The following is a 22,846-nucleotide window of genomic DNA, read 5'->3' as shown; positions in this document are numbered from 1 at the left end:
AAGACTTCCGCTTTTCACGCAGAAGTCTTCACCTTGCCTTCCAATCAACAGCTAGAAGCAGCTGCACGAACCCTATGTTCAATATGACAACAAAAAATCCGAACCATTAATCAGATTAATAGTTCGGATTTAACTTCAACTAAGATGCTTTTTTACCAGCTTCTATTGGATAGCCTCGGCATTTTACAATTTGACAGATTTGTTTCTGAATTGAATCATTCTTACAATATTTATCACAATTGTTTTTGTTACAGCATAAGCCGGAATCGCTAAGATCATTCCGAGTATTCCTGCAATATTACCCGCAACAAGCAATAAAATAATAATCGTTAAAGGATGAGTATTTAATTTCTTTCCAATTACCAGCGGAGAAATAATGTTCCCATCTAGCTGTTGAACGATTACGACGACGATAATTACTAATATCGCTTTTGTAGGAGAGTATAATAAACCTACGATTAAAGCAGGTGCTACGCCAATGAAAGGGCCGACGTACGGGATAATATTAGTAAGTGCTCCTATTAGTGCGAGTATCAATGCATAGGGTAACCCTATGATGAGGTAACCAATGAATGTACTAATACCGACAAATAAACAAACGAGCATTTGGCCTTGAATATAAGTAGCTAGCGTATTTGTTGTTTCTTTCATTGTACGCAACGTTTCTTTTCGGTAAGAAGCAGGAACCATACGCAGCGTATTTTTACGAAGTTTATGGCTGTCTTTAAGCATATAAAAAAGAATGAAAGGAACGGTTACAACCGTAAGTGTAATATTCGTTACGACGCTTAAAACAGATGAAATACTGTTTGTGAGATTCGTAGGTAAAGTAGACGCGTAGTTTAAAAGTGACTCTTCAATATGATCGAGCGACACATATTTTTGTTCAACGAGCCAGTTAAACCATCTTGAGTTAGATAAATCATTTATGTACTCTCTCGTTTCTACAATGTAAGACGGAATATTTTTAGCCAAATCAGTTAATTGCTTAGATAAAGTAGGTCCCACACCGCCCACAATAGAAGCAATTACGCCGATAAAAACAACGTATAATAGTAAAATGGCCAGTGTTTTTGGCACTTTTTTTCTTGTGAGAAATGACACAATTGGTTCGAATAAAAAGAAAAGAAAACCAGCTACGAGAATAGGAAAAAACAAAGTGGAGATAAACACACCGATTGGTAGAAAAACAAACGAAATATGTTTACAAATGTAAATCAGTAAAGCAATCATTAATAGTTCTAATGTCCAAAAATGCAGTTTCGATTTAAACAAAAAGTTACCCTCTTTCTTTACTATTTTTTACTATCATACATCAAAAAAGAAACCCACTGCACGTGAAAAGTGGGCTTTTTAGTCTGTATAACTTTTATTTACATAAAAATTAGGATTTTTCCTCTTTATCTTCAGTGGTATCCTCTGGAGTTTTTTTGTCGTCATCCTGTATAATTCCTTCCGCTGCATTTTTAAATTCTCGCAGGGAATGTCCAAATGCTCGTCCTATGTCCGGCAATTTACTCGGTCCAAATACAATTAAGGCAGTAATCCCGATTACGACCATGCTTGTTGCTCCTGGCATGATATCCTCTCCTTTAAAAGCAATGAATATATGAAAATTAAAAAGAGATAGTAAATAAAGTGCATGTTTATACTATTCACTTTTCTCTTTAAAATTCCTTTATTTTAAATGATACGAAAATAAGGTGCAGCGGCTATGTATGATTTAAATGCTAACAGTGATATTTCGCATACGAAATTAATTATAGCATTAAAGACAGCCGTTCGCCTTATTACCCCTGTATAAGTTCTATGTAAAAAAGTCTTCATAAGAATTTGCAAAGCAACGGAGGCAAATACGGCTTATGGATTCGAGCCTATGAACGTTCTCCCGTCACAAACCTAACGATTCGTCATTCTAATTTCCAGCATGTTGCAACATCATTATTGATGGAAAATGTAAAGGATCCTGTGTTTGAAGAGCTTTGTATAAATGGAAGCTGCATGAACACAAACCGGTAAAGGGTGTGTTTATAATCAGCTGCAAGTAAAAGGCGGAACAAGAGTATCTTAGCCTCAGAAGTATCCGCATAATTAATCGAGATTATTGATTAATTGTGCGGTCTTTTTTTGTTGTGATGGTGAACGTAGATTTAATGTGTTAATAATGGTAAAAACCTGCTCTGTAATTTTTACTATTTTATAGATAAGTCAAATGACTCTGACTAATTGATAGATAACATGTAGGAGAGAAATTACTTTTGCTGATTGTTTTATAAGCAATTTATTACCTAAATGTGGATATGGGAAGTGTGAGGGAAGATATATAAAATAATTATAAAAACATTTGTCTTTGTAAGCTTTTTATTCTTTATTTTAATAAAGAGCAAAAAAAGGATGTTTTTCTCTAAATTTTTACCATTGAATATTTTGAATAAAGTTCATAAAATAAACTTGTAAGCGTTTTAAAAAATTAGAAAGTATGTATCTTGAAAGTTGAATAGAGATTTATTTATGAAGAAAATAAATGTGATTTTTTTGCTTTTGATCACTGTTTCCGAGTAGACCTTAACAGTTAGCAGCAAATCGTTCATTTAATGAAATAAAGAAATAGATAGGAGTAGAGAAAAATGTATATCGGTGTCGATTATTACCCTGAACATTGGCCAGAGAATATGATAGAAGAAGATATCCAAGGTATTAAAGAGCTAGGATCAAACATGGTGAGAATAGGAGAGTTTGCTTGGCACCTAATGGAGCCTAAAGAAGGTGAATATGACTTCTCCTTTTTTGATAGCGTTATCAATAAGCTTAAAAAACAGAATATTGATGTTATGTTTGGTACGCCTACTGCCACTTTTCCGGCTTGGCTTGCGAAGCAGCATCCTTCTATTTTATCAAAAGATGAAAACGGGGCGGTCAGAGCCTTTGGAGGAAGACGTCAATATTGTTTTAATTCGCCCCTTTACCGAAAGTATAGCGCTCAGATTACAGAACAACTCGTAAAGCACTACTGCTCAGAAGAAGCAATTGTAGCATGGCAGGTTGACAATGAATTTGGCCATGAAGGCAGTGATATGTGTTACTGCGAACAATGCCATAAAGAGTTTCAGCAGTTTTTGGAAAGAAAATATGAAGATATTAATGAGCTAAATGAGAAGTATGGCACTATTTTCTGGGGACAAACGTATAACGACTTTACCGAAGTGCCTATGCCTGTAAAAACAATTACGACACACAGCCCTTCGTTAAAGCTAGACTGGGCCCGCTTTCGCTCTTTTTCATTAAACAGATATGCTCACGAACAAACAGCAATTGTTAAGAAATATAAAGGTGATCATCAGCTGTTGACAACGAACGTATCAGGAGGCTTTTTTGATAAATGGTTCGATCATGAAGAAAACCTAGAAGTAATGGACTTTGTATCTTATGACAATTATCCGGTATGGGGCGGTCAAACAGAACCGATTACCCCGGCTCATATTGGACTAGGACATGATTTTAATAGAGGCTTGTTACATAAAAACTTCTGGATTGTAGAGGAATTAATGGGTGCCCAAGGTCATGATATCATCGGTTATCTACCGCGACCTAATCAGGCAAAAATGTGGTCTTATCAAGCTTTTGCTCATGGATGCACGAATATGCTGTATTTTCGCTGGCGCGGAATGACAAGAGGAGCTGAGCAATACTGCTACGGAATTGTAGGTCACGATAATCATTATGGAAGACGCTACAAAGAAGTTCAGTCGTTATTTAGTGAAATCGTTCATTATGAACATGTACTTGAGTCTGGTATTAAATCCGATGTTGCCGTTTTGTATGACTATGAAAATATATGGTCATGGCGCTTTCAGCAGCAAAGTGAAGGATTTGACTTTACGCAGGAGCTTCTTAGAGGATATACACCGTTTTATAAGTTGAATACACCTATTGATGTTATTCCTGCTCCAAGAGATTTTTCAAGCTATAAAGTACTGGTTGTTCCGGCTTTGCAAATCATTGATGAAGAACTAGGTAAAAGATTTACTGAATTTACTGAAAACGGAGGCGTCATCGTTTTTACGTTTAGAACCGGCATTAAAGACAAACAAAATAATATTCACTTTAAACAGACGCTGCCCGGATATGTAAAAGAAATAACAGGGATTGAAATTCATGAAGTGGAAGCACTGTCTTCTACTCAGAAAGCAGCTATTAAAGGGGTAGGACCGTATGAAGGAGAACAAGCAAGTGTGTCCGTGTGGAGAGACATTATCACACCTGTAACAGCTGAAGTGCTGTATGAGTATGACGATCCATTTTATAATCAAGCGGCTGTAACAAAAAATCAGTTTGGTCGCGGGACGGTTTATTATGTAGGCTGTGGAATTGAAGAGCAGACTTTTGAAAAAATTGCGCTTGATATTGTAAAACAGCAGCATATTGAGCATACGGAAAGTGAAGAGGGAATTGAAGTATATCCTCGCAAGCTTGGAGAGAAGAGTTATTACTTTCTCATGAACCATACGCCCGAAGTAAAAGTATTTAAAGATATTGTTCTGCAGCCTTACGAAAGTCGAGTTGTGGAAAATATACAGCCGTAATAGAAGACTAGAATCTCAAAAAGCAATGAGATTCTAGTCACCAATGATATGAAAGCGTTTTATAGGAGAAGGGAGTTAAGTTATATGAGCATGGGGGTACAGTCAAAAGTTTCTCTAAAAACCGTATTATCATACGGAATGGGGAGTTTTGGAAACAATATTATTTATGCATTAACAAGTACATATTTAATGATTTTTTATACGGATAGCGTAGGACTAAATGCTGCAGCCGTAGGAACTTTATTTCTTATTGCGAGAATATGGGATGGAATTGCAGACATTATTATTGGAATGCTAGTTGATAATACAGAAACGAGATTTGGCAAGTTTAGGCCTTATCTTTTAATAGGCGGATTTTTTGCAGCTGTTGCTACAGTCGCGTGTTTTATCAGTCCTGATCTTTCTCATACAGGAAAATTAATTTACGCTTATATCACCTATATCGCATGGGGAACAAGCTTTGCTATTATGGATATTCCCTATTGGTCGCTTTCAGCAACGATTACACAAGATGTAAAAGAACGAAATAAAGTAGTGGCGTTTCCTAGAACTATTGCAGCAGTAGGGTCTTTATTTGCTAGTTTATTAACTCTTCCACTAGCTCATTATTTTGGAAACTGGTTTATGCTTAGTCTTATTTATGCGTGTATCTTAATGATTACCATGATTATTACATTTTCAGGAGTAAAAGAAAACTATACCGTAAAAAGACAAGAAAAGCAGACGCCAAAAGCAGTTTGGAACTTATTTATTCAAAATAAACCGCTGCGCTATCTAATTTTCTCGATGCTTTTAGTTGAAACGATTTTAACGATTCGAACTACGTTTTCTATTTACTATTTTAAATACAATTTAAATGCAGAGAATATCGCGTCTCTTTATTTAACCTTATTTTTTACAGCACAAATTGTAGGAGCGATTGCGTCTCCTTTCATTTCAAATAAATTTGGAAAGAAACGCGCAGCAATAGGGGGAATTGCGCTAAATGCCGTAGCCACTCTTACAATGTTTGTAACCGGTTTTCACGTTATGCCGGTAATGATTTTAAGCTTTTTAGCTTCTTTCGGCGGTGGAGTTAGCAACATTGCTCAAACATCTATGCTTGCTGACTGTGTAGAATACGGCGAGTGGAAAACGGGGAACCGAGCGGAAGGAATGGTGTTTTCTACGAATATTTTTAAAACAAAGGTTGCTTCAGCACTGGGTGGAGCAGTAGGAGGGTACATCCTTTCAGCAGTAGGGTACGTGCCAAATCAAATTCAGTCACACAGCACGCTCATTTGGATTGCTTTAATCTTTACGATCATTCCAGGTATTCTTTGTTTGTTATCACTTGTCCCACTGGCAAAATATGAATTAACGGAAAAGAGATATCTAGAAATTTTACAAGATATGAAAAAGCGCTCAGGCCGCATAAAAGAAAAACCGGCTATGAAGGTGTCTAGCTAATTAAAAATTAGCATAAGCATTGTACACAAAAACAACGAGAAAAAAAGACTGCATTTTCTCAGCTCCTCTTGCTATGATGTCAGGTAGACAGATATCAATGTAAAGAGGAGTTTTAGTTATGTTTATTAATTTTTCAAAAGAAGATAAAGATAAAATGCTGAATGAAATTCAAACGTTTTTTTATAACGAACGAGATGAAGAAATCAGTGAATTTGCTGCGGAAAATGTATTAGAGTTTATTAAAGAACATATTGGTCCTCATTTTTATAACCAAGCAATTAAAGATGCAGAAGATATTATGAACCAAGTCATGCTTTCAGCAGAAGAAAATCTGCATGCATTAAAAAAGCCAATCGACAAGTAGGTCAAAAAAGAAAATATGAAGAAGGATAAAAGCGCTTTATGTACAGTAACATAGAGCGCTTTCGTTTGTCTATGAAACAAATTATTTGTTTGCATAAGTAATATATGATACATTCATTTTAAGATAATGTTAACGTTGACGTAAAGGTTATGTTTAGAATGTTTTAATTTAATTCGACGCGGGCATAACTTCAGAAAACGGGGACATAATGAAGAAATTATGTTAGGGAAGAAGGGACTATACGTGAGCAACATTAGGAAAGATCAGTTAACAAAATCTATTGTGAAAGCAAATGAAAATCGTTTAACAGATAATAGTGATTTTGATATCTATCAAGAGCTGGAAAATGTGCTTCAAGGAGTCGGCTTATCAGCAAAAGACAGCGGAGGAAACATTATATTTTACGGAGAAGATCCGATTGTTCCTAGTACGCTGCGCCTTGCCTCAGCAGCAGCTATTGCACTAGTTGCTAAATCAGTAGCTGTCTCAAAAATTTGGAGAATACGCGGAGGAAAAGGTCAAGATATTCATATGGATTTACGAAAAGCTATACGAAGATTATCACCTTTTTACGATAAAAAATGGGAAAAGCTTAATGGGTACGCACCAAGTAAAGCAAATGATCCATATAACCCATTAGGCTTTCGCTTTTATCAAACAAAAGATGACAAATGGGTAATGCCGTTGAATCCATATCCACGCTCTAAGCATGAAACGCTAAAGCTGTTAAATTGTATAGAAGACCCTGATGCAGTGGCAAAAGCAATTCACGGATGGAATGCAGAAGAATTAGAAAAAGCTGCAGCGGAGCGAGGAGTTATCATGCCTGTTGTGCGGACAATTGAAGAGTTTATGAATGAGTCCGTGTATGAAGAAGTAGCGCAGCTTCCTTTAATTGAAATTGAAAAGATTGGAGAAAGTGAGCCGATTCCTTTTTCAAAGAATCCTAAAACGCCGCTAGACGGTATTCGAGCATTAGGTCTTGGTCATGTTATTGCAGGAGCAGGATTTGGTCGAGCTCTCGCCTTACACGGTGCCGACGTCTTAAATATTTGGAAGCCAACGGATTGGGAGCATGATACGATTTACGCTACGTCTAATGTCGGAATGCGCTCTTCAACGCTAGATATCGGTGAAAAAGAAGGAAAAGAAAAAATGGTTGAAATGCTACAAGGAGCCGATATCTTTTTTGCGAACCGTCGATACGGATTTCTAGAGAGATACGGTTTAACAGCTGAAGAGTGTGCCGAACTAAAACCAGGAATCATCCACTGTACCGTTAACCTGCACGGAACGCAAGGAGATTGGGCGAAAAGAAATGGATTTGACCAAACGGCGGGAAGTGTAACGGGAGTCATGGCATTAGAAGGGTCGCCAGAAAATCCTAAGCTGCCTCCTATTGTAGTGGTAAACGATTATGCAGTTTCTTGGCTGCTTGAAGTCGGTGCTTTAATGGCACTAGAAAGAAGAGCAAAAGAAGGAGGCAGCTACCGCGTGCGTGTATCATTAGATCGCGTATCTTTATGGATTTTATCAATGGGCATCTATGACAAAACATACGCTCATCAAACAGCTGGTTCGTCAGAGAAGCATGAGTACATTGCACCGGATCTCTTTACAGCCCAAACACCTTTAGGATTGTACCAAGGGCTTACAGAACAAATCGAAATGCCGGAAACTCCAGGGGAATATAAGACGGTTCTCGTTCCTCGAGGTTCTTCACGCCTAGAGTGGTTGTGATAACAAGAGGCTGAGACAAAAGTATTTTAGTGGAAAGAAAATCCGAACGATGAATCGAGATTCTTGATAAAGGATCCAACTCGTTCGGGTTTTTTTGTTATTGTGATGAACGTAGGTTTCGTTTATGTGGGTAGGTGTTTCTAGCGGTTGATTGGAGGGCAAGGCGAAGACTCCCGCGGAAAGCGAAGCCTTGCACGGAAATCAACGGCGGTGTCACAAGCGGTTCAGCTCATGTATCCAATTTGTTTGTCTTTAGATTGAATTGATTTCGTTATGTCTTAATCTCGGTTTTTGGGGGTCAAATTTAAAATGAAAAATAAGAAAAAATATTTGAATAATTATATGATTTCTTATATAATAGCGAAAAGGATGAGGAGTTGACTTGTAATGGAAAACTATACGTCCCGCAAAATGACACGAGAAGAAGTAAAAGTATCAGACGCGACAGCAGCTCAACTAGTGCTAAACAAATCTCTTCGTGACTTTAAAAAAGCACAGCTTTTACTGCAAATTGATCAGTCGTTAGAAAAAAGAGATAAAGAAACTTTTTTACGTTTAACTGAAGAGTTAAAAGAAGTTTGTTAAATAACCTACTAACATAAACAATCAGCCTTTGCTTCTAGTGAGCAAAGGCTTTTTATATGGAAAAAAACGGATAAATGTTTTGTTTTTTCTGAAAGCGGTAAAAGTATAGTATGGATGATAAAGCAAAAATCAAGAAGTCTCTTACTTTATTATTTTTTGCTTTATCATCTACAGCATCTAGATAGTAATACATCACGAAAGAACAAAAAGAGAGAGGGTTCTTTATATGTATAACAAAATTTTAGTCGCCTTTGATGGCTCCGCACCTTCTATTCGTGCTCTTCAACATGCAAGTAAACTAGCTAAAAGCGTAAATGCTAATAAGCTGACAATTGTACATATTAAGGAAAGAATTCACTTGCAGCAGCCTGTTTTTAGTGTTGACTTAGACGCACTGATAGAAGAAGAAAACCGCGATATTTTATCTGAAGCTCACAATCATTTAACTCAATCAGGTATTCCATATGAGGCATACGGTTTAGAAGGCACAGCTTCAAAGAAAATTATCGAATACGCAAGTGACAATCAACAAGACGTCATTATAATAGGAAGCCGGGGAAAGGGCTTTGTTAAAGAGACATTTTTAGGAAGTGTAAGTCACGAAGTTGCTCAATCCGCAGAATGTCCTGTTATCATTGTTAAATAAAAAGAGACTGGGACAAAAGTATTTTAGTTAAAGGAAATCCGAACGATGAAGTGAGATTCTTGATGGAGAACCTCACTTCATCGTTCGGATTTTTTGTTGATTTTATTGATATGGTGAACGTAGGTTTCCTGTATATAGGTGCTTCTAGCTGTGGATTGGAGGGATTTCGTTATGTCTCCACTTTTTTTGCGTTTGGATTATGTAGTGCTGCGTACTTAGTGAGCTCGAAATTTACGGTATGATAAACGTACTTTATACGCTAAGCTGTCAGATACCTGTGGTAAACTGTCAGAGAATAATAGTTATTCAATCATATATGCTTTATTCTGCACAGTTTCTTCAACTATTACTTCTATAATAAAAGCAAAGGATGTGAATAAATGAATCGAATTTCTATTAAGCTCGGACTCTTATTTTTAATGTTCATTTTACTAATTGAAGCGGCTCTCTTTTTTTACTTATATAGCGGTCTTGCCAACACACGAATTTCGGAGGAATTAGAAAGTTTGCGTTTAAGAGGAAACAGTCACCGGGAAGTATTAGAGAAGCATCATGATTCGGCTACGCTCAACCATGTTGCACTGATGGAATCTGAAGCAGAAACTGATGTTGTCATAACAGATAAAACAGGAAAAATTATCAGTTCGTCTCGGCCTTTAATTCAAGGTGCAAGAAAAGCAGTAGAGAAATGGAAAGGAAAGTCTCTTACATACAAAGGTGAAATTATGCAAGGCGACTGGAAAAGAAAACCTTATATCGCCACAGCATCACCTATTAAAAAAGGCCGTCAGCAGTTCGGAACGGTTTATATGTTCAAAAACACAAATGATATTCACGAAATGATTGCGAGACTACAGCATCATTTTTACGTAGCGGGAGCTGTTTCCGTTTTATTTTCGATTGTGACTATTTTTGCTCTGTCTAAATTTATAACCGCTCCTTTAATCAAGATGAAAAAAGCAACAGAGAAGCTGAGTCAAGGGGATTTGTCTGTAAAGCTTGGTGCTCATTCAAGAGATGAACTTGGACAATTAGGAATGTCCATTCAGTCGCTAGCAAATGAGCTGCAGCGGTTACGAAAAGAGAGAAATGAATTTTTAAGCAGCATTTCACATGAACTTCAAACTCCTTTGATGTATTTAAAGGGATACGCAGACGTTGCGAGAAGGCCTTCTAATACACCGCAAGAACGTGATAAATATCTTGCTATTGTGGAAGAAGAAGCGGAAAGAATTTCACAGTTAGTCAAAGATTTGTTTCAGCTGGCGCAGCTGGATCAGCATACGTTTTTTATTCAAAAACAAAAAGTAGAACTGGCTACGTATTTGCACACCATATGCGCGCATTTTCATTTAGCTTTAAAAGAAAAAGAGATGGAGCTGGACATAAGCTGCTCTCAAGGTCTTTACATTTTACTAGATCCTGAAAGATTTCAGCAAGTGATTATCAATTTACTTGATAACGCAATGAAATATTCAAAAGAAGAGACTAAAATTGATTTGATTGTAAAAAAATCAGCTGAATCATTGACAATAACTCTTAAAGATCAAGGAATAGGCATTCCAGAACAAGATCTGCCTTACGTATTTGACAAGCTATATCGAGTGGAAAAATCTCGCTCGAGAAAAAGCGGAGGATACGGATTAGGCTTATCAATTGTAAAGGAGATTGTAGAAGCTCATGGAGGAGAGATAACAATCATAAGCGAGAGGGGAAAAGGAACGACCGTAGAGATTGCATTAAGAGAGGATGGATAGGATGGCCACTATTTTATTAGTAGATGATGAAGCAAGAATGCTGGATTTACTAGAACTTTATCTGCTGCCAAACGGATTTACATGTATAAAATTTGAAAGGGGCACAGAAGCGCTGCGCTATCTTTATGAAGGTAACAAAGCAGATTTGATGTTATTAGATATTATGATGCCAAGCGAAGATGGGTGGGAGATTTGTCAAAAAGTAAGAAAAATGTCTGATCTACCGGTCATTATGCTCACAGCCCGCAGCCAAACGTTAGATGTAGTAAAAGGATTAAATATAGGGGCAGACGACTATATTACTAAACCGTTTAGCGAAGAAGAATTGGTTGCACGCATCAGCGCGGTTCTTAGACGTTCCTTAAAAGAAAAGAATGAAATCACCTATAAAGGCTTAGTATGGAGCAAGGAAGACCACGTATTACAATATAAAAATCAGTACATTCAAGTGACCCCTAAAGAGTTTGAATTAGTGGGATTACTTCTTCAGCATTTAAATCGTGTGTTCAGCCGGGACGACTTGCTTGTGTTAGTGTGGGGATATGAGGCTGAGATTGGAGATCGTACTATTGACTCCCATGTGCGAAATGTTCGGGATAAGCTTAGAAAAGCGGGTTTTCCTGTAGACGAATACCTGCAAACTGTATGGGGAATAGGCTATAAGTGGGTTGATGTTAGTTGAAAATGATATGAGCATAGCTATCGAAATTGGTGAAAAGATAAAGTAAGCGACCTTTTCCCTTTACATAGGGTAGGGGGGTATAGTATGATGAAGTCATGAAGGGAGGATGTTAGATGGTCGAAGCGAATCACATGAACAGTGAAGAAAAATGTTGTACGATAAATAGTGAAAGAAAAAGTCACCATTCTCCAGAAGTGAAAAAAAATCTAACAAGCCGATTAAATCGAATTGAAGGACAAATTCGAGGAATTAAAGGATTAATCGAAAAAGATACGTATTGTGACGACGTGATTACTCAAATCGCAGCTGCGCAGTCTGCTTTAAATAGTGTAAGTAAAATTTTGCTTGAAGGTCACTTGAAGCATTGCATTGTAGAACGTGTGCAAGATGGTGATGAAGAAGTAGTAGATGAATTATTAACAACCATTAAACGATTAATGAAATAAAGGAGATGCTAGAAATGGAAAACGTAACATTATCGGTACAAGGAATGTCTTGCGGTCATTGCGTCAAAGCTGTTGAAGGCGGCGTAGGCGAACTTAATGGCGTTAAAAGCGTAGAAGTAAGCTTAGAAGATGCAAAAGTAACAGTTGCATTTGATCCAAGTCAAGTAACGGTCGAAGATATTAAAGAAGCTATTGATGACCAAGGTTATGACGTAGCATAAACAGCATCGCGTGCGAATGACTTCGCACGCTTGATTTAGGAAAAATATATACCCCTAATAGGTATATAACAGGAGGCGAAACGTGATGAGTGACAAACAAAAAGAAGCCACCTTGCAAATTACGGGTATGACATGTGCAGCGTGTTCTAACCGAATTGAAAAAGGATTAAAAAAAATAGAAGGTGTAAAAGAAGCAAACGTAAATTTGGCTTTGGAAAGATCTACTATCATATTTGATCCGTCTAAAACAAGTCCACAGGCCTTTGAAGAAAAAATCGAAAAGCTTGGGTACGGAGTTGTAAGTGAAAAAGTCGAATTTGCTATTACGGGCATGACGTGCGCCGCTTGTTCGACTCGTATTGAAAAAGGGTTAAACAAATTAGAAGGCGTGACAAGGGCAAGTGTTAACCTTGCTTTAGAAACGGCTTCTGTTGAATACAGTCCTTCTCAAATAGCTCCGCAAGATATAACGCAGCGAGTTGAAAAGCTTGGATACGGAGCAAAGCTAAAGTCGGAAGAAAAAGAAGAAGAGCAAAGCTACAGAGAAAAAGAACTGAGTAAACAAAAAGGAAAGTTCTGGTTTGCATTTATTTTAAGCGTACCGTTATTATGGGCAATGGTTAGCCATTTTACGTTTACGTCGTTTATTCCTTTACCTCATATGCTGATGAATCCATGGGTTCAGCTCGCTTTAGCTACGCCTGTTCAATTCGTGGTAGGGAAGCAATTTTATGTAGGCGCATTTAAAGCTCTGCGTAACAAAAGTGCCAACATGGATGTTTTAGTAGCACTAGGCACAAGCGCAGCTTATTTTTACAGTCTATACTTTTCTCTTAAATCACTTGGGTCATCTGCTCATACGAATCAGCTTTACTATGAAACGAGCGCTATATTGATTACGCTGATTCTTTTAGGGAAATTATTTGAAGCAAACGCCAAAGGCCGTTCTTCAGAGGCAATTAAAAAGATGATGGGCTTACAGGCTAAAACGGCCGTTGTCATAAGAGACGGAGCGGAAGTTGAAATTCCAGTGGAAGAAGTCCAAAAAGGCGAAGTTATTTTTATTAAGCCTGGTGAAAAAGTGCCTGTAGACGGAGAGATTATTGAAGGGCAATCGGCCTTAGATGAGTCCATGCTGACAGGTGAAAGCGTACCGGTAGATAAAAACATTGGAGATAAAGTAATTGGAGCCACACTTAATAAAAATGGTTTTCTAAAAATAAAAGCTACAAACGTTGGCAGGGAGACGGCGCTTGCGCAAATTATTAAAGTAGTAGAAGAAGCGCAGGGTTCTAAAGCGCCTATTCAGCGATTAGCTGATTATATCTCAGGTATATTCGTGCCAATTGTAGTCGGAATTGCACTTCTTACTTTCTTTGTTTGGTATATTTGGATTGCGCCTGGCGAATTTGCACCGGCTTTAGAGAAGCTTATCGCCGTACTAGTGATTGCATGTCCATGCGCGTTAGGCTTAGCTACTCCAACTTCCATTATGGCGGGGTCGGGCCGCGCAGCAGAATTTGGTATTTTGTTTAAAGGCGGAGAGCATTTAGAAGCAACGCATAAAATCGATACGATTCTTTTAGATAAAACGGGAACTGTTACAAATGGAACCCCCGAGTTAACCGATGTACGTATTGCACAAGGCTACGAAGAAAATGAGCTATTACAGTTAGTTGCATCGGCTGAGCGTTTGTCGGAGCATCCTCTCGCTCAAGCACTCGTAGCGGGTATAAAAAATAAAGGTATAGAGATTCAAGATCCGTTATCTTTTGAAGCTATTCCAGGGTATGGAGTAAAAGCAACTGTACAAGAACGAGAGCTGTTAGTGGGAACAAGAAAGCTTATGAACCAACATAAAGTAAATATTGATACAGCCTTAGAAGAAATGACAAATTTAGAACGAGAAGGAAAAACGGCTATGCTCGTTGCTCTTGACGGAAAATATGCCGGCATGCTTGCTGTTGCAGATACCATTAAAGCGACTTCTAAAGAAGCAGTTTCCAGGTTAAAAGAAATGGGCTTAGAAGTGATGATGATTACAGGTGATAATCGTCAAACAGCTCAGGCTATTGCGATGCAAGCGGGTATTGAGCACGTTATAGCAGAAGTGTTGCCAGAAGGCAAAGCAGAAGAAGTGAAAAAGCTTCAGCAGCAAGGTAAAAAAGTCGCAATGGTAGGAGACGGTATTAATGATGCTCCTGCACTTGCGTTAGCTGATATTGGAATGGCCATCGGAACAGGAACGGATGTAGCGATGGAAGCCGCTGATATTACGCTGATGCGAGGAGACTTGATGAGCATTGCAGATGCGATTGAAATGAGTAGAAAAACGATTTCTAATATTAAGCAAAATTTATTCTGGGCAATGGGCTACAACACGCTTGGTATTCCAATTGCAGCAGTTGGGCTGTTAGCCCCTTGGGTCGCTGGAGCCGCGATGGCCTTTAGTTCTGTATCGGTTGTATTAAATGCACTGCGCTTGCAGAGAGTGAGGCTATAAGATATGAAAAAGTGGATCGTCTCAGCTATTTTGTACGTGCTCGCAGTCATAGCAGTATATGCTATCTGGGCAATATAAACTAAAAAATATTAGAGTCATCGAGTCATTCTCGGTGAAAGTGATCTAAAAGCAAAGCTGCTAAAGAATATTCTTTAGCAGCTTTGTTAGGTGCAAGGAATTTTTTTGATTCAATTCATACCCTTTAAGATGAAGGTCTTCTGGGTGTTTTTGCTGAGCAATTAACATATCACGTCCATCATCCATAATCCAAATGAAATAATGACGGATAGAACCATCTCCATAGGTAATGGTCATTTTGCAATCGATGCTCCCAGCAGATTCTTCATCTAAGAGAAGTTTCATATGCTGCGCTTTTTTTATACTGTTAGTGAATGCATTCATATCTTGTTCATCGATAAATGTTTTGAGCGTTTTCATTTTAATGGACGTTACTTCTATTTTTTGTACGCTAGATGAGAGAGTGGAGTGTGCGGAAGCAAAAGGGGCTCCCATCACCAAGCTAAACGCAAGTAACAGTGAGGACAGAGCAAAGCGTATTTTTAGCATGTTTCTTTCCTCCTTTTATTTTTATATTTTTTCCTTGTGGTAAGTGATTCATACGAGGGCTTTTTTAGGCACAGGAATTATTCGGGCCCAATTACCTTCATCTTCACAAAATCTGCACAAATTCTGGCTACAATAAAGAAAAGAAGAAGAGTAGGCAAAGATAAGTTGGTTCTAATGATTAAATGATTTTTATTTTAAAGTTTATTATGTGGAAAAGAGGGACTGTTATGAAAAAACAGCTATTTATTCTTGGGGCATCTGTCATTATTGGACTAAGCGGATGCGGAAACGATTCTAGTCATGAAAAGCCTTCAGCTGACAAAAACGAATCCATGCACGATCACTCAGAGATGAATCACTCTAGTTCAGGAGAGGTTCCAAAAGGATTAAAAAAAGCAGAGAATCCAACATATAAAGTTGGAGATAAAGCCGTTATAAAAGCAGATCATATGAAAGGCATGAACGGGGCTGAAGCAACGATTGTTGGTGCTTACGACACTACGGCCTATACCGTTTCGTATACGCCAAAGACTGGCGGGGAAAAAGTAAAAAATCATAAGTGGGTTATTCAAGAAGAAATAAAAGGTGCGGGTAACGAGCAGTTAAAGCCAGGTAGCGAAGTAACGCTTGAAGCAGATCATATGAAAGGTATGAAAGGGGCAAAAGCAACGATTGATTCAGCCGAAAAAACAACGGTATACATGGTAGACTACGCACCGACTACAGGCGGAGAGAAAGTAAAAAATCACAAGTGGGTAACCGAAAGTGAACTTTCAGCCAAGTAGACTGTTAGCGAAAAAAGAGGCTGGTACAAAAGTATTTTAGGTGAAAAAAGATCCGAACGATGAATCGAGATTCTTGATTGAGAATCCAACTCGTTCGGATCTTTTCATTGTTATGGTGAACGTAGGTTTCATGTAGGTGGTGGCTTCTAGCTGTAGTTTGGATTGATTTATTTATGACTCAATCTCTTTTTGTTTACTTCTTGTTTTATGTTTTATCATGAGGGATTTCTTGCATGATGGATGAAGAAAACGTATGTTTCTTTCAAAAGAAGTTGTGGTATTAAGTAGAATGCTACGGTAATAAAACGAACAAACTACTGATGAAAGGAGCTAGCTATGAGTGAACATACAGTAAAGCGAACAGGACGCACACGATGGTTCATTTCATCTTTGTTAAGCAGTATGATTATTTTAAATTATTTTGATCGTGTAGCGGTGTCAGTGGCCGCTCCTGCAATACAAGATGCATTTCACTTAACGGGAACAGAGCTCGGAATTGTCTTTTCTATTTATACGTATTCTTATACAATCATGCAAATACCTGCCGGAAGCTTGCTTGATCGGTTTGGAGTAGCATGGGTAACAAGAGTGGGTATGGTGATTTGGAGTTTATTAACGATGTCGATGGCATTTTTGCAAGGAAAACTTCTTCTCTATATCGTCCGGTTTTTAATAGGAATAATGAGTGCTTCAGCTTTTCCAGCAGCATCAAAAGCTACGTCTCTATGGTTTCCTCCAAACGAAAGAAGCTTGCCAAATTCTTTGTTTGATTCAGCGGCCAAATTTTCAAATGTACTTGGCGCGCCTCTTGTAGCGTTTCTCATTACTAAATTTGATTGGCGCACAGCATTTTTGTCCATTGGAATGATAAACGTGCTGTTTACGCTGCTGTTTTGGTTTTATTACGAAAAACCAGAAAAGCATAGACGCATATCAGATGATGAGCTGAAGTATATTCAAGAAAATAATTTAAATGCGAACGATGAACAAACATCAAAATTTTTACATACCTTAAAAGTATTATTTACAAATCGAAAAGTTTGGGGGCTAATGATTGGGTTTACAGGCTATGGATATACCTTTAATTTACTGTTAACGTGGCTGCCAACTTTTTTAAAAGAGAAATACGGCATGGATATCATGTCATCGGGTCTGCTTACGGCAGTCCCTTGGCTAATTGCTACATTTGCTGGCATTTTAGTTGGCGGTTGGCTTGTTGATTACCTCATAAAAAAAGGATATAACAGTCAAAAAGTATATCGCACGATCATTGTTGTAGGATTATGCTTAGGGTTTGTTTTTTTAGGTTCTATTTTCACCAATAGTGTTGTAGTAGCGATGATTTGTATCTCGATTGGACTGGCAGGTATATCTGCAACGGCACCAATCGGCTGGTCAATTTCTGCTGAAATTGCGCCTGCAGGCTCCATTTCTCTTCTCAGTTCTATTGTTAATTTAGCTAATAATTTGTTTGGTGGAATTATAGCTACAGCTTTAACGGGATATCTTTTGGATAAAACCGGTTCTTTTAGTCTAAGCTTTATTGTAGCGGGAATTGTATTGTTGCTAGGCTTAATTTTTTATATTTATGTGTTGGGAGATATTAAACAAATTAAAATTCCAAAAAAACAAAGTACGAAGTAAAACCCCATGACTCGCTATGGGGTTTTACTTTTGATTATAAATAACGACCTTGCTCATGCACTTAGTGATGTGAAAAAGTCTAGTCTTCTGATCTGACGCTATTAAAAGGAGAAACAAGATGAATTGGTTTGTTTGAAACATATGATAGGGACTTGTTTTAAAACAGAATTGTTGGTATAGCATGTTCTTAAAAAGGTTAAGATGGTTTTTATGAAGAAATTCTGTGTCTATTTTTGTGATTTCAGCAGAAGTAGATATGAACCGCACTATAAAAAATAGAAAGGCAGAGGAACATGAATCATAAAGAAAGTGAAAACAATACTGAGTTAAATCAAAGTCATTTGTTAAAGGAGCCTCAACGTATAGAATTATCTAAGTATCAAATTTTAAAAGCACTGATACCTGTTATTATACTTGGGATTGTCGTTTTAGTTGCCGTATTACAAAATGATGGTCTTCTTAATTGGATTTAGGCATGCAGTAAAAAGAAACCGCATATAGTGTAATTCAAATCGCTTGGATACAGTAGAGGGAAAGAGGGAGATATATGCCAAGAGTAACCGTTTTAGGATACGGAAGTTTTGAAGTAGCAAAAGGAAAAAAGCTTGTCTTGGCACTTGAAGACAACGGTATAAATATTCTTCATCGATGCGGCGGGAAAGCTAAATGCACGACTTGCAGGGTAGAAGTTCTTGAAGGTGAATATTGTGATTTAACACACGCAGAGAAAAATGCATACTCAGAAAGTTCAATTGAAGATCACTTGCGCTTATCCTGTCAAATTCGTGTAAATGAAGATATCACCGTTCGGCCCATATTAACGGTAGAGAACTCAGGACGAGAAGCAGGACCTCGACCCGCAGAGTAGTCCTGTAATTGCAAAAAAGCAGCGCGTGGAATGTTCACATGCTGCTTTTTGTATTTTTACCTAAAAAAATAACAAGAACAGCGACGGGGAGTAACAGCTGTTCTTGTTCAAGTAAAATACCTACGGAATGATTCCTTTAAATTTTAGCATTCTGTAAGGCGGACAGTAAATCACTCAAAAGAGTGATTATAAAGGCTTTTTTCGAACCGTTATTTGTAAATAGATTTAATTGGATGTTTCAATCACATCTCCACTTTTGTAAATATGATACCAGCCTATGGTACCTGATCCCCCTTGATCCATCCAGTCTTTGTTTTTTGCTACGAATCTGTAGTAAGCTTTATCGTTGTTATCTTTCCGTAAGCGGTCGTCTGTACTGAAGACAATGTTGTCACCGAGTTCTTTTTTACCGAATGTAATAGCTGTGCTGACAGGAAATTGCTTCCTTTCTACCTTGTTCTCATCTAAAGCTGCCCATGTTAAGGGGCCAACAATACCATCTGGAGACAGGCGGTGATCGGTTTGAAATTCTTTTACTACGTTTTGTGTTTGCGTACCGAAAATTCCATCAACTGATGTGTTATACTTCACATCCTTTAAGCTTTGCTGTAAGTCTCTTACGTAGCTAGAGTGAGAACCTTTACGAAGCGTAGGCCTCGTTTCTGCTTTAGCTTCAATTTTTTGTGAGTAGGTATCTTTAGCAGCTGCTTCACTAGTTGGGCTGCTGAATGCTACGCATGTTGTTGCAAGTGTAAGAGTAGAAAGCGTGACAAGTGTTTTTTTCGTTAACATGAAATAACCTCCTTGTTTTTAGCAACTATTTGTCGCTTTTTATGAGCTTTATAACTAATTAGTAGCTATAAAGTCAATTTATTATAGCGCAGGCAGTTTTCTATTTGTTTTTATATTCCTATGATTATATAAGATAGTCATAAAAAACTAGTGAAGTAGATAAATCGTTCTATGTTTTCACTATAATTTCATTTTTCTCTGGTACAGTACGGAAGGAAAAAACAGCAGGTTTGAGCGTCTTGTGTACCTAGAGTATGTCTTGCTCTATAACGCTCATAATAAACGAATGAAAAGACTGCAAAGGGAATTTAGATCTCTTTGCAGTCTCTTCATGTTCAAAAATCCTGCGTTCAAATAATAACCAGAAAGGAATTATGTGATGTCACCTCTGTATTCCCAGCATATAAGGAATCCTTTTTCGAAGCAAAAGTTTAATAAATTATCGCGTAAACAAATCTTTCTCTATATACTAGGAATTTGCTGTTTGTGTATAGCGCTGATTGTAACAAATCACAATTATTCTTTTTATAAAAAACCAATAGCTGAGGTAGTGAAGACGAATGTTGTAGAACAAAACAAATCTGCTGATTTAAATCATAATAAAGATACCGTATATTCTCAGGAAATTGTTGCTAAAATCATGAACGGAAAATATAAAGGAAGACTTATCCATTTAGAGAATACGTACTCATACTCAGGTGCTTATGATCAAAAGTATACTGTCGGAACAGATCTTTTTGTCTCCTTAGAAAAGAATTCACAGCATGCTTTAAGCGGCACGATTGAAGGAGTGAAGCGGGACACGCAGGTTACCGCTGTCGCGGGCTTATTTATATTAATTTTGCTGGCGATTGGAAAAAAACAAGGTTTTTATTCAATTATCAGCTTACTTATTAATATTGTTCTTTTAATCGGAGCCTTAAATGTATATCTAGCACTAGGGAATGTGAGCTTGCTAGCTGTATGTATTGTTGCGGTCGTTCTTTTTACAGTTATTTCTTTATTATTAGTAAGCGGTAATCAAGAAAAAACGCATGTAGCAATTATTTCAACTTTAATAGGTACATTTGTTTCTCTATTAATTGCGTACATCGTCATGCAGCTAACAGATTCGAACGGTCTTCATTATGAAGGAATGGAGTTTGTGACGATTCCTCCTCAAAAAATATTTATGAGTGAGGTACTAATAGGATCTTTAGGAGCTGTGATGGATGTAGCGATTACGATTACTTCTTCTGTTTATGAACTATATGAAAAGAATAAAGAGATAGCGCACAAAGACTTACTAAAATCGGGCAAGGAAATTGGCGGAGACATCATGGGAGCCATGACGAATATTTTATTTTTTTCATATATAAGTGGAACAATTCCAATGGTCCTTCTTTATTTAAAAAACGGTTCTCCTTTAGGATACACGTTTTCAATGAATTTCTCGTTAGAGTTAATCCGTGCTCTTACTGGCAGCATTGGCATTGTGCTAACGATTCCAATTACACTCTATCTTTCGATTCTTTTTATTTTTAGGAAGGGGAACAGAAAGTGAACGTTTTACTGTTGCTTGCTCTTATTTTATTTATTCTGATGAGTATGGTGGGCGGAAAAAAAGGAATTAGATCTTTCCTTGCTTTGTTCTTGAATTTTGGCGTTATTTTTCTAACCATTCTCTTTATGCTGTCTATAAAAAATACGATTATTGTTACGTTGATCGCTTGTACAATCATTAGCTGCATTAATTTATTTTATATTAATAAATTCAATCATAAAACGCTTGCTGCGTTTGTTTCAACGATTATTACCTTAGCCGTTTTAGTGTTCTTTATTTTTATCATTGAACATCATGCCATGATTCAAGGGTTTGGAGAAGAACAGGAAGAAGAAATTAACGCTTTTTCACTTTATGTTGGAATTGATTTTGCTAAAATAGCCATTTGTACAATTATTATGGGTGCCATAGGAGCGATCATTGATATTTCGCTATCTATTTCGTCCTCTATGAATGAGTTATTTGTTCATGATCCGTCCGTAACTAAAAAAAATCTCTTCAATTCAGGACTGAAAATCGGAAGAGATATTTTAGGCACTACAACCAATACACTGTATTTTGCATTTGTAGGGGGATATTTGACTTTAATTATCTGGTTTAAGAGATTGTCGTATTCGTTTGGAGATATTATCAATTCAAAAACCTTTTGTGCAGAAGTCATTTCTATTTTAAGCGGAGGCATTGGTGTAGCCATTATTATTCCGATTACTTCTTGGATTAGTGCTTCTATTTTCTTACAAAAAAGAGAAAAAGGGAAGCAGTACAAGGAAATGAAGTAGAGAAGCGTATGGGCAAATAAAAACAGAAAGTCATAAGAAACTGCCCCTCCAATGGTTAATCATTGGAGGGGCAGTTCAAGTTGACCTCGGCCTATTTGTGGAATTTTGAGAGGATACTAGGTGGAGGATGGGAGTTGTAATAGCATTAAGGATTACAATCTATTTTTCTCATTGATAGATAATACGAAAAGGCCAGGAAGCAGAATTTACAGGAGAAGCAGCTTTTAAAAGGACGGTCTCACCGTTTGCTGGAAGCAGATTTTTAAACACATAAATTCTACGCTCACTTCTTGGAGATCCAGGTCCTCTGGAGGTTTTTTGGTGTATAATATTTCGTTCATTTTTTGGATCGAGTATCCAATGTGCGTACCAAATCTGCCGTAAAAATTGTCTATTTGTACTTTGCGAACGTTCATCAAATATACAGTGATTCACTTGGCCTGTCCAATATAGATATCGCCCGTTTCCTATATGCCATTCATCTCCTATCCGATATCTGATTCCTACACATTCACCAGGATAGATAATATCAGGGATATTATAATGATTCTCTCTTTGACAGCTAGGGTCACTATATTGTGTATAAGGCGTAACTTCTACTTTTTCTAACTGATTTTTTCTAAAATACAAATACTGCTGCGTGACTTGCCCTGTCGTTCGGTTTACGGCTCGGTGGCTGAGAAGAATACCATTATAAGTCTGTAACTTTGTGTTATCGATGCTTCTTGTAACCGTTAAGGTACCAGCATTTGAGCTTATGACGCCGCCTACTAACCTTCCATTATGAACACAGTACCCGTTTCTGCAAGAGGCACCGGCATTAGCTCGATATAGAACTCCTACGCATGTCCCACTATTAATTAAAGTCAATTATATTCACCTCACATTTGAA

The 22,846-nt window shown here is 37.4% G+C and carries 22 protein-coding genes; 17 read left to right on the top strand and 5 right to left on the bottom strand.

The window, feature by feature from the left end; translation table 11 throughout:
* Window positions 1–183 precede the first annotated feature (183 nt).
* Together POF52_RS12565 and POF52_RS12560 are read right to left on the bottom strand one after the other, a co-directional pair.
* On the bottom strand, window positions 184–1,275 hold the full coding sequence (locus POF52_RS12565; RefSeq protein WP_016763781.1) for an AI-2E family transporter: 1,092 nt from the start codon (window positions 1,273–1,275) through the stop codon (window positions 184–186).
* Window positions 1,276–1,384: 109 nt separating this feature from the next.
* On the bottom strand, window positions 1,385–1,579 hold the full coding sequence (locus POF52_RS12560; RefSeq protein WP_013082787.1) for a twin-arginine translocase TatA/TatE family subunit: 195 nt from the start codon (window positions 1,577–1,579) through the stop codon (window positions 1,385–1,387).
* Window positions 1,580–2,627: 1,048 nt separating this feature from the next.
* Here POF52_RS12560 and POF52_RS12555 point away from each other — a divergent pair.
* The 11 genes from POF52_RS12555 to POF52_RS12505 all read left to right on the top strand — a co-directional run bounded on the left by POF52_RS12555 (window position 2,628) and on the right by POF52_RS12505 (window position 14,976).
* Complete coding sequence (locus POF52_RS12555) at window positions 2,628–4,583, top strand: beta-galactosidase (RefSeq protein WP_271992998.1); 1,956 nt, start codon at window positions 2,628–2,630, stop codon at window positions 4,581–4,583.
* An 84-nt stretch (window positions 4,584–4,667) separates the two neighbouring features.
* Window positions 4,668–6,032: a glycoside-pentoside-hexuronide (GPH):cation symporter gene (locus tag POF52_RS12550; protein ID WP_271992996.1), complete on the top strand. Its 1,365-nt coding sequence runs from the start codon at window positions 4,668–4,670 to the stop codon at window positions 6,030–6,032.
* A 118-nt stretch (window positions 6,033–6,150) separates the two neighbouring features.
* A complete protein-coding gene (locus POF52_RS12545; protein ID WP_271992994.1) occupies window positions 6,151–6,396 on the top strand; it encodes a DUF2164 domain-containing protein in 246 nt (81 codons plus the stop codon).
* Window positions 6,397–6,639: 243 nt separating this feature from the next.
* Window positions 6,640–8,136 carry a CoA transferase gene (locus tag POF52_RS12540; protein ID WP_271992992.1) on the top strand — a complete coding sequence of 499 codons (1,497 nt, stop codon included), beginning with the start codon at window positions 6,640–6,642 and terminating at the stop codon, window positions 8,134–8,136.
* 387 nt (window positions 8,137–8,523) lie between these two features.
* Complete coding sequence (locus POF52_RS12535) at window positions 8,524–8,721, top strand: IDEAL domain-containing protein (RefSeq protein ID WP_013082792.1); 198 nt, start codon at window positions 8,524–8,526, stop codon at window positions 8,719–8,721.
* A gap of 226 nt (window positions 8,722–8,947) precedes the next feature.
* On the top strand, window positions 8,948–9,367 hold the full coding sequence (locus POF52_RS12530; RefSeq protein ID WP_271992991.1) for a universal stress protein: 420 nt from the start codon (window positions 8,948–8,950) through the stop codon (window positions 9,365–9,367).
* A gap of 380 nt (window positions 9,368–9,747) precedes the next feature.
* The gene (locus tag POF52_RS12525; RefSeq protein WP_176584855.1) at window positions 9,748–11,124 is read left to right on the top strand and encodes a sensor histidine kinase; all 1,377 of its coding nucleotides are present in this window, start codon (window positions 9,748–9,750) and stop codon (window positions 11,122–11,124) included.
* Window position 11,125: 1 nt separating this feature from the next.
* Entirely contained in the window at window positions 11,126–11,806 is a 681-nt protein-coding gene (locus POF52_RS12520; RefSeq protein ID WP_016763786.1) for a response regulator transcription factor, read from the top strand.
* 113 nt (window positions 11,807–11,919) lie between these two features.
* Window positions 11,920–12,252, top strand: coding sequence for a metal-sensitive transcriptional regulator (locus POF52_RS12515; protein WP_013056612.1), 333 nt, complete (start codon window positions 11,920–11,922; stop codon window positions 12,250–12,252).
* 14 nt (window positions 12,253–12,266) lie between these two features.
* Window positions 12,267–12,473, top strand: a complete 207-nt coding sequence (gene copZ / locus POF52_RS12510) for a copper chaperone CopZ (RefSeq protein ID WP_013082796.1) — start codon at window positions 12,267–12,269, stop codon at window positions 12,471–12,473.
* 85 nt (window positions 12,474–12,558) lie between these two features.
* A complete protein-coding gene (locus POF52_RS12505) occupies window positions 12,559–14,976 on the top strand; it encodes a heavy metal translocating P-type ATPase (protein ID WP_074896038.1) in 2,418 nt (805 codons plus the stop codon).
* 138 nt (window positions 14,977–15,114) lie between these two features.
* On the opposite strand, the gene POF52_RS12500 is transcribed toward POF52_RS12505, so the two are convergent.
* A complete protein-coding gene (locus POF52_RS12500; RefSeq protein WP_271992983.1) occupies window positions 15,115–15,543 on the bottom strand; it encodes a hypothetical protein in 429 nt (142 codons plus the stop codon).
* A 227-nt stretch (window positions 15,544–15,770) separates the two neighbouring features.
* Here POF52_RS12500 and POF52_RS12495 point away from each other — a divergent pair, with 227 nt between their 5' ends.
* From POF52_RS12495 to POF52_RS12480, 4 genes are all read left to right on the top strand, one after another.
* On the top strand, window positions 15,771–16,328 hold the full coding sequence (locus POF52_RS12495; protein WP_271992980.1) for a YdhK family protein: 558 nt from the start codon (window positions 15,771–15,773) through the stop codon (window positions 16,326–16,328).
* 336 nt (window positions 16,329–16,664) lie between these two features.
* On the top strand, window positions 16,665–17,972 hold the full coding sequence (locus tag POF52_RS12490; RefSeq protein WP_271992978.1) for an MFS transporter: 1,308 nt from the start codon (window positions 16,665–16,667) through the stop codon (window positions 17,970–17,972).
* 293 nt (window positions 17,973–18,265) lie between these two features.
* A complete protein-coding gene (locus tag POF52_RS12485) occupies window positions 18,266–18,445 on the top strand; it encodes a hypothetical protein (protein ID WP_013082801.1) in 180 nt (59 codons plus the stop codon).
* A 74-nt stretch (window positions 18,446–18,519) separates the two neighbouring features.
* Window positions 18,520–18,840 carry a 2Fe-2S iron-sulfur cluster-binding protein gene (locus tag POF52_RS12480; RefSeq protein ID WP_013082802.1) on the top strand — a complete coding sequence of 107 codons (321 nt, stop codon included), beginning with the start codon at window positions 18,520–18,522 and terminating at the stop codon, window positions 18,838–18,840.
* A gap of 225 nt (window positions 18,841–19,065) precedes the next feature.
* Here POF52_RS12480 and POF52_RS12475 read toward each other — a convergent pair whose 3' ends face one another.
* Complete coding sequence (locus POF52_RS12475; RefSeq protein ID WP_271992976.1) at window positions 19,066–19,632, bottom strand: peptidoglycan-binding domain-containing protein; 567 nt, start codon at window positions 19,630–19,632, stop codon at window positions 19,066–19,068.
* Window positions 19,633–20,182: 550 nt separating this feature from the next.
* Here POF52_RS12475 and POF52_RS12470 point away from each other — a divergent pair.
* Together POF52_RS12470 and POF52_RS12465 are read left to right on the top strand one after the other, a co-directional pair.
* Window positions 20,183–21,175, top strand: a complete 993-nt coding sequence (locus tag POF52_RS12470) for a YibE/F family protein (protein ID WP_176584922.1) — start codon at window positions 20,183–20,185, stop codon at window positions 21,173–21,175.
* Entirely contained in the window at window positions 21,172–21,954 is a 783-nt protein-coding gene (locus POF52_RS12465; protein WP_271992975.1) for a YibE/F family protein, read from the top strand. The genes POF52_RS12470 and POF52_RS12465 overlap by 4 nt, the downstream gene beginning before the upstream one ends.
* 168 nt (window positions 21,955–22,122) lie before the next feature.
* On the opposite strand, the gene POF52_RS12460 is transcribed toward POF52_RS12465, so the two are convergent.
* Window positions 22,123–22,824 (bottom strand): hypothetical protein, encoded by a 702-nt coding sequence (locus tag POF52_RS12460; RefSeq protein WP_271992974.1) that lies wholly within the window; start codon window positions 22,822–22,824, stop codon window positions 22,123–22,125.
* Between the last annotated feature and the right edge of the window lie 22 nt (window positions 22,825–22,846).

The organism is Priestia sp. AB, assembly GCF_028369225.1.
In the GTDB taxonomy this organism is placed as follows: domain Bacteria; phylum Bacillota; class Bacilli; order Bacillales; family Bacillaceae_H; genus Priestia; species Priestia megaterium.
Note: the sequence above shows the minus strand (reverse complement) of the source record. Positions and strands in the feature narration are given on the sequence as shown.

What these genes read in the sequence shown, in the direction of transcription:
- POF52_RS12475 (WP_271992976.1), bottom strand. Translation starts at nt 19,632, where the DNA reads ATGTTAACGAAAAAAACACTTGTCACGCTTTCTACTCTTACACTTGCA.
- POF52_RS12490 (WP_271992978.1), top strand. Translation starts at nt 16,665, where the DNA reads ATGAGTGAACATACAGTAAAGCGAACAGGACGCACACGATGGTTCATT.
- POF52_RS12515 (WP_013056612.1), top strand. Translation starts at nt 11,920, where the DNA reads ATGGTCGAAGCGAATCACATGAACAGTGAAGAAAAATGTTGTACGATA.
- POF52_RS12505 (WP_074896038.1), top strand. Translation starts at nt 12,559, where the DNA reads ATGAGTGACAAACAAAAAGAAGCCACCTTGCAAATTACGGGTATGACA.
- POF52_RS12525 (WP_176584855.1), top strand. Translation starts at nt 9,748, where the DNA reads ATGAATCGAATTTCTATTAAGCTCGGACTCTTATTTTTAATGTTCATT.
- POF52_RS12530 (WP_271992991.1), top strand. Translation starts at nt 8,948, where the DNA reads ATGTATAACAAAATTTTAGTCGCCTTTGATGGCTCCGCACCTTCTATT.
- POF52_RS12550 (WP_271992996.1), top strand. Translation starts at nt 4,668, where the DNA reads ATGAGCATGGGGGTACAGTCAAAAGTTTCTCTAAAAACCGTATTATCA.
- POF52_RS12535 (WP_013082792.1), top strand. Translation starts at nt 8,524, where the DNA reads ATGGAAAACTATACGTCCCGCAAAATGACACGAGAAGAAGTAAAAGTA.
- POF52_RS12545 (WP_271992994.1), top strand. Translation starts at nt 6,151, where the DNA reads ATGTTTATTAATTTTTCAAAAGAAGATAAAGATAAAATGCTGAATGAA.
- copZ (WP_013082796.1), top strand. Translation starts at nt 12,267, where the DNA reads ATGGAAAACGTAACATTATCGGTACAAGGAATGTCTTGCGGTCATTGC.
- POF52_RS12480 (WP_013082802.1), top strand. Translation starts at nt 18,520, where the DNA reads ATGCCAAGAGTAACCGTTTTAGGATACGGAAGTTTTGAAGTAGCAAAA.
- POF52_RS12555 (WP_271992998.1), top strand. Translation starts at nt 2,628, where the DNA reads ATGTATATCGGTGTCGATTATTACCCTGAACATTGGCCAGAGAATATG.
- POF52_RS12500 (WP_271992983.1), bottom strand. Translation starts at nt 15,543, where the DNA reads ATGCTAAAAATACGCTTTGCTCTGTCCTCACTGTTACTTGCGTTTAGC.
- POF52_RS12495 (WP_271992980.1), top strand. Translation starts at nt 15,771, where the DNA reads ATGAAAAAACAGCTATTTATTCTTGGGGCATCTGTCATTATTGGACTA.
- POF52_RS12520 (WP_016763786.1), top strand. Translation starts at nt 11,126, where the DNA reads ATGGCCACTATTTTATTAGTAGATGATGAAGCAAGAATGCTGGATTTA.
- POF52_RS12485 (WP_013082801.1), top strand. Translation starts at nt 18,266, where the DNA reads ATGAATCATAAAGAAAGTGAAAACAATACTGAGTTAAATCAAAGTCAT.
- POF52_RS12560 (WP_013082787.1), bottom strand. Translation starts at nt 1,579, where the DNA reads ATGCCAGGAGCAACAAGCATGGTCGTAATCGGGATTACTGCCTTAATT.